The 14,372-nt window shown below is 64.0% G+C and carries 15 protein-coding genes; 3 read left to right on the top strand and 12 right to left on the bottom strand.

Features of this window, described 5'->3' with window-relative positions; translation table 11 throughout:
• Positions 1 to 24 precede the first annotated feature (24 nt).
• From ACNEOT_RS07915 to ACNEOT_RS07865, 11 genes are all read right to left on the bottom strand, one after another.
• Entirely contained in the window at positions 25 to 1,308 is a 1,284-nt protein-coding gene (locus ACNEOT_RS07915; RefSeq protein WP_415973333.1) for an MCE family protein, read from the bottom strand.
• Entirely contained in the window at positions 1,308 to 2,306 is a 999-nt protein-coding gene (locus tag ACNEOT_RS07910) for an MCE family protein (protein ID WP_415973332.1), read from the bottom strand. The genes ACNEOT_RS07915 and ACNEOT_RS07910 overlap by 1 nt, the downstream gene beginning before the upstream one ends.
• Entirely contained in the window at positions 2,303 to 3,370 is a 1,068-nt protein-coding gene (locus ACNEOT_RS07905; RefSeq protein WP_415973331.1) for an MCE family protein, read from the bottom strand. The genes ACNEOT_RS07910 and ACNEOT_RS07905 overlap by 4 nt, the downstream gene beginning before the upstream one ends.
• Complete coding sequence (locus ACNEOT_RS07900; RefSeq protein ID WP_415973330.1) at positions 3,367 to 4,722, bottom strand: MCE family protein; 1,356 nt, start codon at positions 4,720 to 4,722, stop codon at positions 3,367 to 3,369. Before ACNEOT_RS07900 ends, ACNEOT_RS07905 begins: the two co-directional genes overlap by 4 nt.
• Positions 4,719 to 5,579 (bottom strand): MlaE family ABC transporter permease, encoded by an 861-nt coding sequence (locus ACNEOT_RS07895; protein WP_135041184.1) that lies wholly within the window; start codon positions 5,577 to 5,579, stop codon positions 4,719 to 4,721. The genes ACNEOT_RS07900 and ACNEOT_RS07895 overlap by 4 nt, the downstream gene beginning before the upstream one ends.
• A gap of 5 nt (positions 5,580 to 5,584) precedes the next feature.
• On the bottom strand, positions 5,585 to 6,379 hold the full coding sequence (locus ACNEOT_RS07890; protein ID WP_037191254.1) for an MlaE family ABC transporter permease: 795 nt from the start codon (positions 6,377 to 6,379) through the stop codon (positions 5,585 to 5,587).
• A 5-nt stretch (positions 6,380 to 6,384) separates the two neighbouring features.
• Positions 6,385 to 7,560 (bottom strand): ABC transporter ATP-binding protein, encoded by a 1,176-nt coding sequence (locus ACNEOT_RS07885; RefSeq protein ID WP_415973329.1) that lies wholly within the window; start codon positions 7,558 to 7,560, stop codon positions 6,385 to 6,387.
• A gap of 447 nt (positions 7,561 to 8,007) precedes the next feature.
• Positions 8,008 to 8,394 (bottom strand): 50S ribosomal protein L7/L12, encoded by a 387-nt coding sequence (gene rplL, locus ACNEOT_RS07880; RefSeq protein ID WP_032380460.1) that lies wholly within the window; start codon positions 8,392 to 8,394, stop codon positions 8,008 to 8,010.
• 90 nt (positions 8,395 to 8,484) lie between these two features.
• Complete coding sequence (gene rplJ / locus ACNEOT_RS07875; RefSeq protein ID WP_317565728.1) at positions 8,485 to 9,066, bottom strand: 50S ribosomal protein L10; 582 nt, start codon at positions 9,064 to 9,066, stop codon at positions 8,485 to 8,487.
• 337 nt (positions 9,067 to 9,403) lie between these two features.
• Positions 9,404 to 9,868, bottom strand: coding sequence for a class F sortase (locus ACNEOT_RS07870; protein WP_415973328.1), 465 nt, complete (start codon positions 9,866 to 9,868; stop codon positions 9,404 to 9,406).
• Between the two features lie 131 nt (positions 9,869 to 9,999).
• Positions 10,000 to 10,749, bottom strand: coding sequence for a CHRD domain-containing protein (locus ACNEOT_RS07865; RefSeq protein WP_415973327.1), 750 nt, complete (start codon positions 10,747 to 10,749; stop codon positions 10,000 to 10,002).
• A gap of 143 nt (positions 10,750 to 10,892) precedes the next feature.
• Between ACNEOT_RS07865 and ACNEOT_RS07860 the strand changes: the two genes are divergently transcribed.
• From ACNEOT_RS07860 to ACNEOT_RS07850, 3 genes are read left to right on the top strand one after another with little or no spacing between them, the layout of a single operon-like run.
• Entirely contained in the window at positions 10,893 to 11,129 is a 237-nt protein-coding gene (locus tag ACNEOT_RS07860) for a sigma factor (RefSeq protein WP_415973326.1), read from the top strand.
• Positions 11,130 to 11,150: 21 nt separating this feature from the next.
• The gene (locus ACNEOT_RS07855) at positions 11,151 to 11,420 is read left to right on the top strand and encodes an RNA polymerase sigma factor (protein WP_415973325.1); all 270 of its coding nucleotides are present in this window, start codon (positions 11,151 to 11,153) and stop codon (positions 11,418 to 11,420) included.
• On the top strand, positions 11,417 to 12,145 hold the full coding sequence (locus tag ACNEOT_RS07850) for a hypothetical protein (protein WP_415973324.1): 729 nt from the start codon (positions 11,417 to 11,419) through the stop codon (positions 12,143 to 12,145). Before ACNEOT_RS07855 ends, ACNEOT_RS07850 begins: the two co-directional genes overlap by 4 nt.
• Here ACNEOT_RS07850 and ACNEOT_RS07845 read toward each other — a convergent pair.
• A complete protein-coding gene (locus ACNEOT_RS07845) occupies positions 12,124 to 14,370 on the bottom strand; it encodes an MMPL family transporter (RefSeq protein ID WP_415973323.1) in 2,247 nt (748 codons plus the stop codon). The two genes, ACNEOT_RS07850 and ACNEOT_RS07845, sit on opposite strands and share 22 nt — an antisense overlap.
• Positions 14,371 to 14,372 lie beyond the last annotated feature (2 nt).

Raw genomic sequence — 14,372 nt, 5'->3', positions numbered from 1 at the left:
CTCGATTCCGATTCACAGAGGTTTTCACTGACCCCCACCTCCGATGTACGACTGCTCCAGTCCGGGCATGGAGCTGTTTCCGAGCCTGGGTGAAACGACGCCCGGCACGGTGCCCGGCACCGATACGTTCTGCTCGATGTCGTTGGACAGGACACCGAACGGAAGTACGATCCGGTTCTGGTCGCGGATCGGAGCCTGGATCATGTCGGTGATGTTGGAGCACTGATCGAGGATCGGCTGGATCTGCGCGCCCAGCGCCTCGAATCGCGGATCACCGGGGACCAGCTTGCCGAGATCGAGGAGCCGGCAGACGGTACCGAGCGGATCCTGGGTCTCGTCGTTCAGGTTGGCGCGCGAGGCCAGCGTGCCCGACTCTGCGTCGTACGAATTCACCAGGTTGCTGATCGCGAGCGGCAGCAACGTGAGGGTCTGAACCAGCTGCTCACGGTTGTCGGCGAGCGTCTGAGTCGGAACCACGAGACCGTTTGCGGCATCGGTCAGTTCGGTCCGATTGTCCGCGACGAACGTAGCCACGTCGCCCAGCGCGATCGAGAGCTGATTCAGCGCTGCTCCGAGATCTTCGCGCTGTCCCGAGAGGAAACCGGTCAGGTCGGCCAGCTGGGTGTTGAAATTGCGCACCTGCTGATCGTTGACGGCCAGTGCACTGACGAAGGTCTGCAGGTTCTTGATCGTGTCGAACACGTCGGTGCGCGAGTCGCTCAGCGTGCGGCCGGCGGCCGACAGTTGAGTGATGCTGTTGCCCAACGCTTCACCGTTGCCGTCGAGGTTGGCAGCTCCGGTGTTCACGAGGTCGGTGAGAGCCCCGTCCTTGTTCGCGCCGTCGGGACCGAGAGCCCTGGACAGGTCGTTGATCGACGAATACAGCTCGTCGACCTCGACGGGTGTGGCGGTGCGGTCGCGGTCGATCGTGGTGCCGCTGGCCATGGTGTCGCCGCCGGTGTAGACGGGCGAAAGCTGGACGTAACGATCGGCGACGAGCGACGGGCTGACCTGTACGGCCTTGGCGTCGGCCGGGATATCGACCCCGCGGTCGACGCGGAGGACGACCTCGACGTCGTCACCGAGTGGCGTGACGGACTCGACGGTGCCGACCTTGACGCCCAGCACGCGCACCTCGGAGCCGGAGTAGATACCGACCGACTTGTCGAAGTACGCCGTGATCTTGGTCGTGCCTGCCCTCGTGAACAGCCACCAGCCTGCGACGGCCAGAACCAGCGCGACGACCACGACGACGGCGATGATCGCCAGTTTGTTCGTGTTCTTCGGTGCTGCCTGAGTCTCGGTCATCAGTTCCCCACCCGCATGTCGTTGGAGGGCTGACGGTAACCAGGTATCAACGGAACTCCGGGAGGTGCGATGTTGGCCAGTGCGATGTCGAGCCATCGACCGTTGCCGGTCACGTTCGTGTACAGCCGAATGAACGGTTCGTACAGCTTCAAAGCACGGTCGAGGTTGTCGTTGTTGCGCTGCAGAATCTCGATGACGCCGTTGAGCTGCTGCAACATCGGGTTGATAGTGGCCTCGTTGTCACGAACCAGGCCGGTCAGCTGCTGCGAGACACGCTGAGTACCGGTCAGCAGTTGCGAGATGGCCTGCTGCCGATTGTTGAGCTCTTCGAGAAGCGGACCTGCGTCGGTGATCAGCTTGTTGAACTGCTCGTTTCGGTCGGCCAGCACCTTGGAGGTCTCGCCGGTCGCCTCGAACAACTTCTTCAGCTCTGCGTCGCGGCTGGCCACTGTCTGCGACAACCGGGTCACGCCGTCGAGCGATGCACGGATGTTCGCGGGCGTCTCGGAGAACGCCTCGGACAGCGTCCGCATACTCGTGGCGAGCTGGTCGGTGTCGATGTCGTTGATGACCGCAGCGGAGTCCGAGAATGCGTCGATGACGTCGTACGGGGACGTAGTGCGCTCGAGCGGGATCGGGTCCTTGGGGCTCAGTGTCTCCGGTCCGCTCGGGTCGAGCGCCAGATATTTCTGGCCCAGCAGAGTCTTGATCGCGATGGCTGCCCGCGACTCGTTACCGACCCAGGCGTCCTGAACTGTGAAGTCCACGAGAACCCGATCGCCTTCGAGGCGCACGTCGGTCACTTTGCCGACCTTGACGCCGGCAATGCGGACCTCGTTGGAGGGCTTGAGACCTGCCGCCTCACTGAACTCGGCGGTGTACACCGAACCCGCACCGATGATCGGGAGCCGGTCGAGAAAGAAGACCGACATCGTGGCGAGCAGGACGATTGCGATGCCCAGTGCGCCGATGGTGGCCGGACTACGACGAGATTTCATTGCTTGATACCCCCAGCTCTGCAGCGCTCTGCCGAGTTCGTGTACAGCGGCTGGTTGACGGTCGGAAGCCCGGTGGGCAGGTTCAGATTCGGCGAGCTACCCGGTCCGGCGACGATGTCGATGCCGCACAGGTAGAAGGTGAACCAGGATCCTTGCTGAGCCGTGCGGATCAACTTGTCGAGCTTGTTCGGCAGGATTCCGAGGACCGTGTCGACGTCGTCGCTTCGGCGGTTGATGGTTTCGGACAGTGTGTTCAACGCGGTCACCGATCCTTGGATCGACGGCCGGGTGGGCTCGAGCAGGTCGGCGGTGGCGTTGGTCAGACCGGCGAGTGAAGTGACGGCGGAGCCGACGACGTCACGGTCGGCCGACAGGCCGGAGACGAGCTGCTGAGTGTTGACGATCAGACTGTCGAGCTGGCCGTCGTTCTGGTTGACCGTGGCCAACACGTTGTTGAGATTGGTGATGACCTGGCCGATGACCTGGTCCTTGTCGGCGACGGTGTTCGTCAGGGTTGCCGTGTTGCTCACGAGCTCACCGATGGTGCCCGACTCCCCCTGGAACACCTGAATGATCTGGTACGAGAGCTTGTTGACGTCATCGGAGCTGAGCGTGGTGAACAGCGGCCGAAAGCCGTCGAACAGCGTGGTCAGATTCACCGCAGGCTTGGTCCGCTCCAAGGGAATGGTCGCTCCCTCGGTGATCTTGCGGCCCTGGTCGCCCGAGCCCTGCTCGATGGCGATGTAGCGCTGGCCGACGAGGTTCCGGAACCGAATGGTTGCCGTCGAACCGGCCGGGAGCCAATCGCGATTGCTCAGTGTGAAGTCGACCTTCGCTTCGCGTTCGTTGGCGATCTGAATCTTGTCGACCTGGCCCACGCGAACGCCGGCGATGCGAATCTCGTCGCCCTCGTTGAGTGAGGTGACGTCGGTGAACACCGCCGAGAACTTGGTGCCGCCGCCACCGCTGGAGTTCGCGATGGTGAAGGCGAGAGTGGCCGTTGCAATGATCGTGATCACGGCGAACACAACCAACTTGATGATCGGCGCGAGAAGTCCTCTCATGGCACGGTCACCTCCACTCCTCTCAGTGCCGGTGCGCCGATAGCGGCGGCCCACGACGGGATGCTTTCCGGTGCAACACCATTCGCCTGTCCGTAGATCACGGCGAGGGTGTCACGCTCGAAGTCCGATCCTTCGTAGCTCGCAGGCTGCGCGGATGCGGAGACGGCAGGAACGATGGAACTCTGAGCCGACTTGGGTGGTCCCTGTCCTTCGATCACCTGCGGGCCCGGGTTGCGCGTCGGAACCTGGTAGGACCCGTCGTTGACCGAGCCTCCCGGATACTGCGGGAAGAACTCCCCCGGCGCTGCGGGCTGGAAGCACGTGGCCCCACGGTCGTCGAACAAGCGCGGCTCGTCCTGGTTCGGCAAGTAACGGCCCTTCGGGTTGACGAACGATGCGGACACGTTGATGCCGGGGTACTCGTCGCCCTCGCCGAGCACGATCTTGCCGCGCCTGGCACCTTCGGCGAACTGGGTGAAGGTGCAGCCGAAGGTCGGAGAGAACTCGGCCAGCAGTTCGAGGGCTTCACGGGAGTTCGCGGCCAGTCCGATCAGGTTCTCGGAATTGGTCTGCAAGAAGTCCGCGGTCGTGTAGGAGGCCGAGGTGAGCGAGCCGTACAGCGTTTCGAGGCTGGACTGCCGCTCGACCACGGTGTTTCCCGTCGTCCGCAGATTGTCCAGCGCAGAGATCAACTCGGGCGCGGCGTCTGCGTAGGTCTGGGAGAAGTCCGCGAGCCCGACCAACGTCTGCTGAATGTTCGGCAGCTCCGTGTTCAGACCCGACACGAGGTTGTTCAGATTGTCGATCGTCTGCCCGAGCTGCTCGCCCTTTCCACTGAGGCCCTGCGCCAGCGACCCGAGGGTGTTGGCGAGATCCTGCGGCGGAATCGCCTGCAGCAGTGGGAGCAGGCCATCGAGCAACTGCCCGACCTCGATGGCGTTTCCACTCACGTCCTGTCGAAGCTTGGTGCCGTCGGTGATCGGCGATGCCGAGTCGTTCTCGGGCAGGATCAGCGAGACGTAGCGCTCACCGAACAGCGTCTTCGGTAGCAACCGCGCAGTCACGTTGGACGGAATCAGCGGAGCCTTGTCCGGGTCGATGGCGAGCTGCGAGGTGACGACGCCGTCAACGGTGGACGCCGAGCGCACCTCGCCGACGATCATTCCGCGCACCTTGACATCGGCATTGAGCGGCAAGGCGTTGCCGACCGAGTCGGTTTCGAGGCTGACGTTCACCACTGACTTGAACGTCTTGTTGTAGGAGGTGATGCTCCATCCCAGGAACAGGATGAGTACCAGGAAAAACGCCAAACCGAGCAGTACTCGCTTCAGTCGCGACGGCGAGTCGATCATCCCGCAACCCTCACTGTGGTGGTCGTGCCCCAAATGGCAAGGCTCAAGAAGAAGTCCAGAACGGCGATCGTGACGATCGCGGTACGAACGGCACGGCCTACCGCCACACCGACGCCGGCAGGTCCGCCGGACGCGTGGTAGCCGTAATAGCAGTGGATCATGATCAGCACGAAGGCGAATATGAGCACCTTCAGGAACGAATACAACACGTCTTCCGGCGGTAGGAAGAGGTTGAAGTAGTGGTCGTAGGACCCCGACGACTGCCCGTTGAAAATGGTGCTGATTCCTCGGGAGGCGACGTACGACGCCAGCAGTCCGACGATGTAGAGCGGGATGACGGCGACGAACCCAGCGATCATGCGCGTCGTCACCAGGAACGGCACGCTCGGCACTGCCATCACCTCGAGAGCGTCGATCTCCTCCGAGATGCGCATCGCACCGAGCTGGGCGGTGAAACCACAGCCGACGGTGGCCGAGAGCGCCAGGCCTGCGACGACCGGTGCGATCTCACGAGTGTTGACGTAGGCGGACAGGAAGCCGGTGAGCACCGAGCTGCCCAGCTGCTCGAGTGCGGCGTAGCCCTGCAAGCCGACGACGATGCCGGTGAAACCGGACATCATCACGATCACGCCGATGGTTCCACCGATGACGGCCAGCGCGCCGCTGCCGAAGGTGACCTCCGCCAGCAAGCGGAGCACCTCCTTCTTGTAGTGCACTGCGGTCTTGGGAATCCACCCGATGGCCCGCAGGTAGAACGACATCTGCTCGCCTGCGCGGTCGAGCACGTTGAGCGGGGCATTACCGACGCGCTTGACGCGCATCAGTGTGCGGTCACCGCGACCTCTTGCGATCGTCATCGCGGTTACGCTCCCTTCGCTGGGACGACCTGGAGATACACCAGGGTCAGAATGAGGTTGGCGAAGAAGAGCAGCAGGAACGTGATGACCACCGTCTGGTTCACTGCCTCGCCGACGCCCTTGGGTCCGGGATTGGGATTGAGTCCCTTGTACGAGGCGATGATGCCCGCGATGAGTCCGAAGATCGCCGCTTTGGCTTCTGCGACATAGAGATCGGGTAGCTGCGCCAGCGCTCCGAAGGACGCGAGGTACGCACCGGGCGTACCGCCCTGAAGGATCACGTTGAAGAAGTAGCCGCCGGCGATGCCGACGACCGATACCAGGCCGTTGAGCAACAGAGCGACAAGAATCATCGCGAGAACTCGCGGAACGACCAGACGATGAACCGGGTCGATGCCCAGAACCCGCATCGCGTCGATCTCCTCGCGAATGGTGCGCGAGCCGAGGTCTGCGGTGACGGCAGAACCGGCAGCACCGGCCACCAACAGCGCGGTCACGATAGGACTGCCCTGCTGAATGACCGCGAGCACGCTGGCCGCACCGGTGAACGACTCGGCACCGAGCTGCTTGATGAGCGATCCGGTTTGCAGCGACACGACCGCGCCGAACGGGATTGCGACGAGTGCTGTCGGCAGAATCGTGACGCTGGCGATGAACCAGGCCTGCTCGATGAACTCACGGAACTGGAACGGCCTACGGAACGTGTTCCGAACCACCTCGACGAACAGTTCGACGATATTGCCGGCTTGTGTCAGAGCGGCGTTCGCCGGAGCGAACGCGGACTTCTTCGATCCCCCCATGTCTGCTATTGACCCCGACCTTGTGTTGGAGCTTGGTAGCCCTGCTGATCATGACCTTGTCCGCCGTAACCCTGCTGGTCGTAACCCTGCTGGCTGTAACCCTGTTGGTCGTAGCCCTGCTGGTCGTAACCCTGCTGGTCGTAGCCCTGCTGGTCGTAACCCTGCTGCTGATCTGCGTAGGCGGGGTAACGCTGACCGGGATCGGTGGTGTCGAGGCTTTCCTGAATGGCGACCTGCGCGTTGTGCGGCAGCGTGTGCATGATCTGACGCACGCGCTCTTGCCTGCGCCCGACGGCCTGGCGCACGGGGGTACCGGGAGTCGCCTTCATCTGCGGCACGATGCCTTCGACGTCGTCGACGCCACCGGCGTGGTGACCGGCGTCGACCATCGCCTGCTCCTGGGCCATCTGCGCCTCGTCCTTCTCCTCCGACATGCCGATCGGGCCGATCATCGTTCCGTTGAGGAACTGCTTGACCACCGGCTCGTCGCTCGTCAGGAGCACCTCACGTGGACCGAACATCACCAGCTGGCGACGGAAGAGCATGCCGATGTTGTCGGGCACCGTCCGAGCCAGGTTGATGTTGTGCGAGACGATCAGGATCGTGGCGTCGATCTCGGCGTTGATGTCGATCAGAGTCTGCGAGATGTAGGTGGTACGAACAGGATCGAGGCCGGAGTCCGGCTCGTCGACCAGAATGATCTCCGGATCGAGTACCAGAGCGCGGGCCAGTCCGGCGCGCTTGCGCATACCGCCGGAGATCTCGCCGGGCAGCTTGTCCTCGGCACCGAGCAGACCCGTCAGTTCGAGCTTCTCCATCACGATCTTGCGGATGTCGGACTCGGACTTCTTCGTGTGCTCCCGCAGCGGGAACGCGACGTTGTCGTAGAGGTTCATCGAGCCGAACAGTGCGCCGTCCTGGAACAGCACCCCGAACAGCTTCCTGATCTCGTAGAGCTCGCGCGAGCTGCACTGCAGGATGTCGGTGCCGTCGATGAAGATCTTGCCCTGCTCGGGACGCAGGAGACCGATCAGAGACTTCAGGAAGACCGACTTACCGGTACCGGAAGGACCGAGGAGCGCACTGACTTCACCCTTCGGCAGGGTCAACGTCACGTCCTGCCAAATCTTCTGTACACCGAAAGACTTGGTCAATCCCTCGACCGAAACCTCGACTCCCACGCTGACCTCCACAATTCGTACACATCGACCCAGATGTGGGTTGCGTCACTGTATCCCATGCACGTGTCCGCACCGACACGGGAGCTTACCGCCCAGTAAGAACTTCCCCGAGTCGGGCTGGAGAGCTTGCATCAGTGTGGCTCATCTCACTCGACACGGTCGTAGACTCGCCAGAACTGTGACAAGTCCCTGCCCTGCGTTGCTGTGACAAGCCACAAGCGATCACATCCGAAGCCCTTCGGAACGCTTCGGACTTCGGCGAGGTCGAGTAAACAGTGACGCAGAGCGGGTGTCACGCAATCCGACGGACTCCGTGACCGATCACAACGACGAGTCATGCGGCGACACCCGAAACACAGAAAAGAGGCCGTCCCCACACACGTGGGAACGGCCCCTGGACTCGCTCTTCGATTTCAGAGCGCGTAGTACGACTGCACAGAAGCGGTCTTACTTGACGGAGATCTTCGCGCCGGCAGCTTCCAGCTTCTCCTTGGCAGCCTCGGCTGCGTCCTTGGCGACCTTCTCCAGGATTGCCTTCGGAGCGCTCTCGACGAGGTCCTTGGCTTCCTTCAGGCCGAGGCCGGAGACGACCTCACGGACGACCTTGATGACCTGGATCTTCTTGTCGCCGGCCGACTCGAGAACGACGTCGAACTCGTCCTGCTCTTCAGCGGCCTCAGCCGGAGCACCGGCTGCGCCTGCTGCTGCAACTGCGACGGGAGCGGCTGCGGTGACCTCGAAGGTCTCCTCGAATGCCTTCACGAACTCGCTGAGCTCGAGGAGGGTGAGCTCCTTGAACTGGTCGAGCAATTCTTCGGTGCTGAGCTTCGCCATGGTGGCGGGTCCTTCCTGTAAGTACCTGGTCGCTGATCCGCGACTTGGTGTTGGTGGTGTGGAGCTGAGCTGTTCGCCAATACCAGCGGATCAGCTTTCGGCGGGAGCTTCCGCCGGTGCTTCTGCTTCTGCAGGTGCCTCGGCTGCGGCGGGTTCGCCGGCAGCCTTCTTCTCCTGCAACGCGAACGCCAGACGCGCGAACTGCGATGCGGGAGCGTTGAACAGGCCTGCAGCCTTCGACAAGTTGCCCTTCATGGCGCCGGCGAGCTTGGCCAACAGGATTTCGCGCGACTCGAGGTCTGCGATCTTGTTGATCTCGTCCACGGACAGCGTTGCGCCGTCCATGTAGCCGCCCTTGACGATCAAGGCCTTGTTGTCCTTGGCGAAAGCCTTGATGGCCTTCGCTGCGTCGACCGGCTCGCCCTTGATGAATGCAATGGCGGTCGGTCCGACGAACAAATCGTCGAGGCCGGTGATGCCAGCCTCGGCTGCTGCGCGCTTGACCAGGGTGTTCTTGGCGACGGAGTACGTGGCACCTTCGCCGAGCGCACGCCGGAGCTGAGTCAGACCGGACACCGACAGGCCACGGTATTCCGTGACGACGGCAGCCGTCGAACCCTTGAACTGTTCGGTGATCTCCGATACTGCTGAGACCTTTTCGGGCTTTGCCATACTTCGCCTCCTCTCGTGGGAAGTTGTGTCGATCGCGAGAGGGCCGGAAAACGACGAACGCCCCGGCGCAAGAAGCACACGGGGCGTGAACGAGCGGGCAACCGCAAGGGCTGCATACAGGTTCCCTACCTCGTTCTCCTGCGTGGGCCGTCCGATGCGATCTCGGACCTTCAACCGCGCAACTCCCGGAAGTGAATCCTCGAGAAGGCGGTGACCAACGGTCTTGGGTAGAACTTGATTGGGCGGTGCGGGCACAGGTGCAAGCACTCGTGATCCGAACCGTCGACCAGGCTACAACACGTTCGGCGTCAACTCCAAAACGTCGTCGATCGCACTGTTATATACGCACCCCGTAGACAACCAGATTGCGCTCGTAGCTGCCGACGGCCACGTCGAAATCACCCGAGCACGTCACGAGCCGAATCTCGTCCGCAGGCACCGCCCCGAAGACCAGCGCCGTCGGGAACTCCGCTTTGCCGTAGTCACCGATCTCGTCGATGCGGTACTCGGCTCGTTCACCCGCCTCGTCCTGCACCGTGACGACATCGCCGGTTCCGAGTTCCGACAGACGATCGAACACCGCGGGACCGGTCGTCGAGTCGACGTGCCCGGCTATCACCGTCGGGCTGCCGATCGCGCCGGGCCGGCCACCTCCGGTGAACCAGCCGACGTCGTCGTAGTCGGCGGGCACCTGCATCTCGCCCGATTCCATGAGACCGAGTCCGATCAGCGGCTCGTCGAGGCCTATCGCCTGCGCGCTCACTCGCGCCGGGGCCGGTCTCGCAGGGACCGGCACAGACACGGGTGCCCGATCGGGTGAGGGCGCCGCGGACGTAGCCGGTAGCGGTGACGGTCCCGGCAATGGTGGTGGTGACGCGGTACAGCCCGCCATCGCCACCACCACTGCCGCGGTCGCGAGCAGAGCCGGAAATTTCAGCTCCGCACCCCTCGTCGGGCCGCGAACGTCACGCCCGCGACAACCATCGCACCCAGCGCCAACGAACCGACGACGGGAACCATCGAGCTCGACGTCGAATCGGGCGCGGCAATGGCCGAGCCGCCGCCTCCGGTCGCGACGGACCCGACCGGAATCTGGGTGAGCTGGCCGCGCACCGCGCCGGCCGGGAAGTCGACGGTGTGGGTGTCCGCGGCGAAGGCCGCAGGATCGGCTTCGATCTGGTCGAGGGTGAAGCCGGTTCCGCTGTCCGCGGTGGCACCTGCCGGAGTCAGACCGGTGGTGAACGGTCCCTGCATGCAGCCACTGCTGGTGCGCGGGCCGTCGCCGATCGGGGTCGGGTTCGGGAATGCCAGACGCGGAGGTCCTGCTGCGCCTGCTGCCGCCTGGTGGATGTGCGTGGCGGTCTTGGCCGGGCTCATGTAGTCGCCGGTCACGCCTTCGAGCGCGATGTCGTAGCAAACGATGTCGAGGTCGGAGTTGATGCGCAGTGTGAAGGTACCCATCGAGCCCGGTTGCCCCGGAGTAGCGACACCCTCACCGTTGAGTACCTGGTCCGGGGTGGCCATAGCGGTGAAAGCGCTGGTGAACGAATCCGGTTCGGCGACAGGCGTATCGGCACCGGCAGGGGCAGCTGCGAACAGCATCAGGGCTGCAGTACCACCGACGAGTGCTGTGGCGGTGGATCGAATCGACGTTGCCGGGCGTGGGATCGAGCGTCTGGTCATCTCGTATGCCTTCCGTGGGAGTATCGGGCAGGCGAGCCCGTGGAAGGTGTACGAGCGCCGATGCCAGAATGTTCAACGCTCCGTAAAGAAATTTTCCAGTCCTGGATATGAACGTCCGGGGGTCCACCGACGTATTCACTGTCATGAGCATCGGGAGCGTGATCGAACTGGACTTCGACGTCGCTGCCGCGTACGACGAGCACGCGTCGGCCATGCTCGGGTTCGCCGTCAACGCGCTCCGTGACAGAACCCTGGCCGAGGACTGTGTGCAGGAGACCTTCCTTCGCGCATGGCGGGCCCGAGCCCGATTCGAGCCGAGACGCGGGTCGCTGCGTACCTGGCTCTTCGCCATCGAACGCAACGTCATCGTCGACGTCTAACGGTCGCTGACGAGAATGCCGGTGCCGGCCTCGGACCGGATCGAGGACATCGATCGGGGCTCCGTCACGCGGGACACCAGCCCCGATGTGGACGAAAGGCTTCGCATCATCGCCGCGCTCGCACTGCTCTCCCCTGAGCATCGACAGGTCGTCGTCGCCGTGCTCCTGGCCGGCAGCACCTACACGGAGCTCTCGGAGTCGACGGGGGTTGCCGTGCGAACACTGCGCACCCGAGCCTTCTACGCACTGCGAGCACTACGAGAGCATCTCGACGGAAGTGAGGACACATGAGCGCGTCACACGATCGACGAGCCGAGTTGATCGCTGCCGCCGTAGGCGACGACCTCGACGACCTAGAGGCCGCCGAACTGCGCGCGCTGGCCGCGTCGGACCCTACGATCGACGCCGAGATCGCCGAACTGCGCGCGATGACGGACACCCTGGGCCGCAACAGACCTGCCGAGCCGTGGCTCGAACCTCCAACGGCACCGGACCTGCGCGCACGAATCCTCGACGCGACGAGCAACTCCGAGCGGCAGCAATTCGGAATGCAGCGGTTCGGAGTACAGCGCAGATCTGCTGGACTCGCTGCTGCAGCCGCAATCGTGGGGGTGGTGGTCGGAAGCGGGATCGTGCTCGGAGTAGATGCCTACCGCCAGCAGCCCACGAATGCATCCGCCGCGATCACCGGCCCACCCGGAACCCTCGGCGCGTACGAGGAGGTCGCGTTCACGACGAGTGTGTCGGACGTCGACATCGAAGGAGGTCTGGTTGCCCACACGTGGGGCACCGAGACCGTCCTGGAGATGGACGGCATCTCCGACCGCGGCCCCTACGAGGTGGTTCTCGTCGACCGGTCCGGTGCCGAACGCCCGTCCGGCACCTTTCTCGGTAGCGACGTCACCATCGAGTGCCGGATGAACGCCGCGGTGCTACGCCAGGACGTGACCGACATCGAGATCCGCACGTCCGGCGGTGCCGTCCTGGCTCGCGCTCAGCTGCCGACGGCCTCGTAGCGCCCCGAGCCTGCGACGGCCTTCCCGCGGTCCGAGCCCGGCCACCAGTTGCGCTCGCCGAAGAGCTTCATCATCGCGGGCACCATCATCATGCGCACCAGCACCGCGTCGAACAGCACTGCGATGGCGAGCGCGAAGCCGAATTGTTTGAGCTCGAGCACGTCGGCTGTGAGGAAGCTGGCGAACACGGCGATCATGATCGCGGCAGCGGCCGTGATCGGCCTGGCGGTGTGCTCGATTCCGTCGACGACGGCCGCGTCGTTGCTCGCTCCCCTGACGAACACCTCACGCATCCGGCCGATGAGGAACACCTCGTAGTCCATCGACAGACCGAAGACCACTGCGAACACCGTCACCGGCAGGTACACCTGAATGTAGCCCGGACTCTCGAAGCCGAGAATGCTTGCACCCCAACCCCATTGGAAGACGGCGACGGTCGCACCCAACGCGGCACCGGTGACCAACAGGTTCATGACGACGGCTTTGAGCGGGATCACCACGCTGCGAAAGACGACGGCCAGATAGAAGAGCGAGAATGCCAGGACCGCGGCGACGACCCAGGCGAACTTGCCGGAGATCTCGTCGGACGCGTCGACCACCAGTGCGGTGGTGCCGCCCACCGAGACGTTCGTGCCGTCCGTGTTTCCGGCGGCGATCGCCTGGGCGCGAAGGGATCCGACGAGATCGGCGGCCGCCGTCGAGTCGATCGGCACCGAGGGCACCACGATCAGCAGCGACCGTCCGCCTTCCTGCTGAGCCAGCGCGTAGGCGACGCGATCGTCTCCGCGCACGGAGTCGGCGAACGCGTTGACGGTGGCCAGTTGCTGCGGCCCCAGCGGACTGTCGTCCTCACCGGTGAACACGATGGTGATGGGCGAGATGGTCCCTGGCGCGAACTTCTCCGTCAGGACCGTGTTCGCCCGACCTGACGGTTCGGCACTGAGTGCCTCGGCCCCGAGGTCGACGCCGTAGGAGATGGAACCGATCGGGATCAGGCACACGATGAGGAGCGCAGCGGACACGGCCGTATAGCGCCACGGGCGCTCGATGACGTGTTGCGCCCACCGCGACCACCACGTGGGCACAGCCGCGTCGTGCTCGTCGACCGACGGCGGCTGGAATCTGCGTGGCAACGACCATGCGCCGATACGCGTTCCCAGTACCGCGAGTACTGCAGGCAGTAGGGTCCACGCCACCACGACGACGGTGGCGATGGTCAGGGCGACGACCAACGAGATGCTGCGCACGGCAGGGACATCGACGATGGCGAGGGCTCCGAGCGCGATCAACACGACCAGACCGGAGATGACGATGGTGTGCCCTGCCGTACCCATGGCCGCCCCCACCGCGCGCTCGGTCCGGTTCGGATCGTCGGGAGGTCCGGCCCGCCCGATCTCCTCCCGGAATCGACTGACGATGAAGAGCGCGTAGTCGATTCCCAGACCCAGACCGAACATTGCCGCCACGGTGGTGACGAGCACGTCGAACGTCATGACGTTGGACAGCAGCGCGAACATTCCGAACGCCGCCAGTACTCCGATTCCGGTGGAGACCAGCGGCACGATGCCGGCGACCACGGACCCCAGAGCCAGAACGAGGAACACGAAAGCGATGGGCAGACCGATACTCTCGGCCCGCACGGCGTCCTCGGATTCGACTCGGGTGAGATCGACCGTCATCGGGGAGTACCCCGTCACCGCCACCTCGACGCCGTCGCCCGAGGCTTCGGCGATCATCTCCTGCACGCGTTCGGCCACCGCGATCCGATCGCTGGCCTCTCCGCCGATTCCGACGAACGCGAGCGCGGACGTCCCGTCCTCGGAGATCGTCGGGACGAAGCCTGCGGTCTCGTAGGGGTCGACGACCCTGAGCACATCCGGGGACTGCCGCAGCTCACCGACGACCTCACCCACGCGCTCACGGAACGCCGGGTCCGATGAGTTCACCGACTCGGAGGTGAACGTGACGACGAGTTGCTCGGAACCGAACGACTCGAAATGACGCTCGATGAGGTCGTCGGCCCGGCTCGATTCGGTGCCTGGCACCGAGAAGTTGGCTCCGACAAGAGAATTCTGCAGTGCCGGATACAGAATCGCCGATCCCACCGCCAACAGTGCCCAGATCGCCAACACCACCCAGCGACGTCGCGCGACGAGTCGGCCCCACCGATCGCCGATGTTTCCGGGGGTCACCTGCGGGTCGAGTCGCGAGATCGTGTCGGTCATCT

This window comes from Rhodococcus sp. 077-4 (assembly GCF_047782425.1).
GTDB lineage: Bacteria > Actinomycetota > Actinomycetes > Mycobacteriales > Mycobacteriaceae > Rhodococcoides.
Note: the sequence above shows the minus strand (reverse complement) of the source record. Positions and strands in the feature narration are given on the sequence as shown.

Excerpts from the sequence above, each read along its gene's own strand:
- ACNEOT_RS07915 (WP_415973333.1), bottom strand. The coding sequence starts at position 1,308 with ATGACCGAGACTCAGGCAGCACCGAAGAACACGAACAAACTGGCGATC.
- ACNEOT_RS07910 (WP_415973332.1), bottom strand. The coding sequence starts at position 2,306 with ATGAAATCTCGTCGTAGTCCGGCCACCATCGGCGCACTGGGCATCGCA.
- ACNEOT_RS07905 (WP_415973331.1), bottom strand. The coding sequence starts at position 3,370 with ATGAGAGGACTTCTCGCGCCGATCATCAAGTTGGTTGTGTTCGCCGTG.
- ACNEOT_RS07900 (WP_415973330.1), bottom strand. The coding sequence starts at position 4,722 with ATGATCGACTCGCCGTCGCGACTGAAGCGAGTACTGCTCGGTTTGGCG.
- ACNEOT_RS07895 (WP_135041184.1), bottom strand. The coding sequence starts at position 5,579 with ATGACGATCGCAAGAGGTCGCGGTGACCGCACACTGATGCGCGTCAAG.
- ACNEOT_RS07890 (WP_037191254.1), bottom strand. The coding sequence starts at position 6,379 with ATGGGGGGATCGAAGAAGTCCGCGTTCGCTCCGGCGAACGCCGCTCTG.
- rplL (WP_032380460.1), bottom strand. The coding sequence starts at position 8,394 with ATGGCGAAGCTCAGCACCGAAGAATTGCTCGACCAGTTCAAGGAGCTC.
- rplJ (WP_317565728.1), bottom strand. The coding sequence starts at position 9,066 with ATGGCAAAGCCCGAAAAGGTCTCAGCAGTATCGGAGATCACCGAACAG.
- ACNEOT_RS07865 (WP_415973327.1), bottom strand. The coding sequence starts at position 10,749 with ATGACCAGACGCTCGATCCCACGCCCGGCAACGTCGATTCGATCCACC.
- ACNEOT_RS07860 (WP_415973326.1), top strand. The coding sequence starts at position 10,893 with ATGAGCATCGGGAGCGTGATCGAACTGGACTTCGACGTCGCTGCCGCG.
- ACNEOT_RS07850 (WP_415973324.1), top strand. The coding sequence starts at position 11,417 with ATGAGCGCGTCACACGATCGACGAGCCGAGTTGATCGCTGCCGCCGTA.
- ACNEOT_RS07845 (WP_415973323.1), bottom strand. The coding sequence starts at position 14,370 with ATGACCGACACGATCTCGCGACTCGACCCGCAGGTGACCCCCGGAAAC.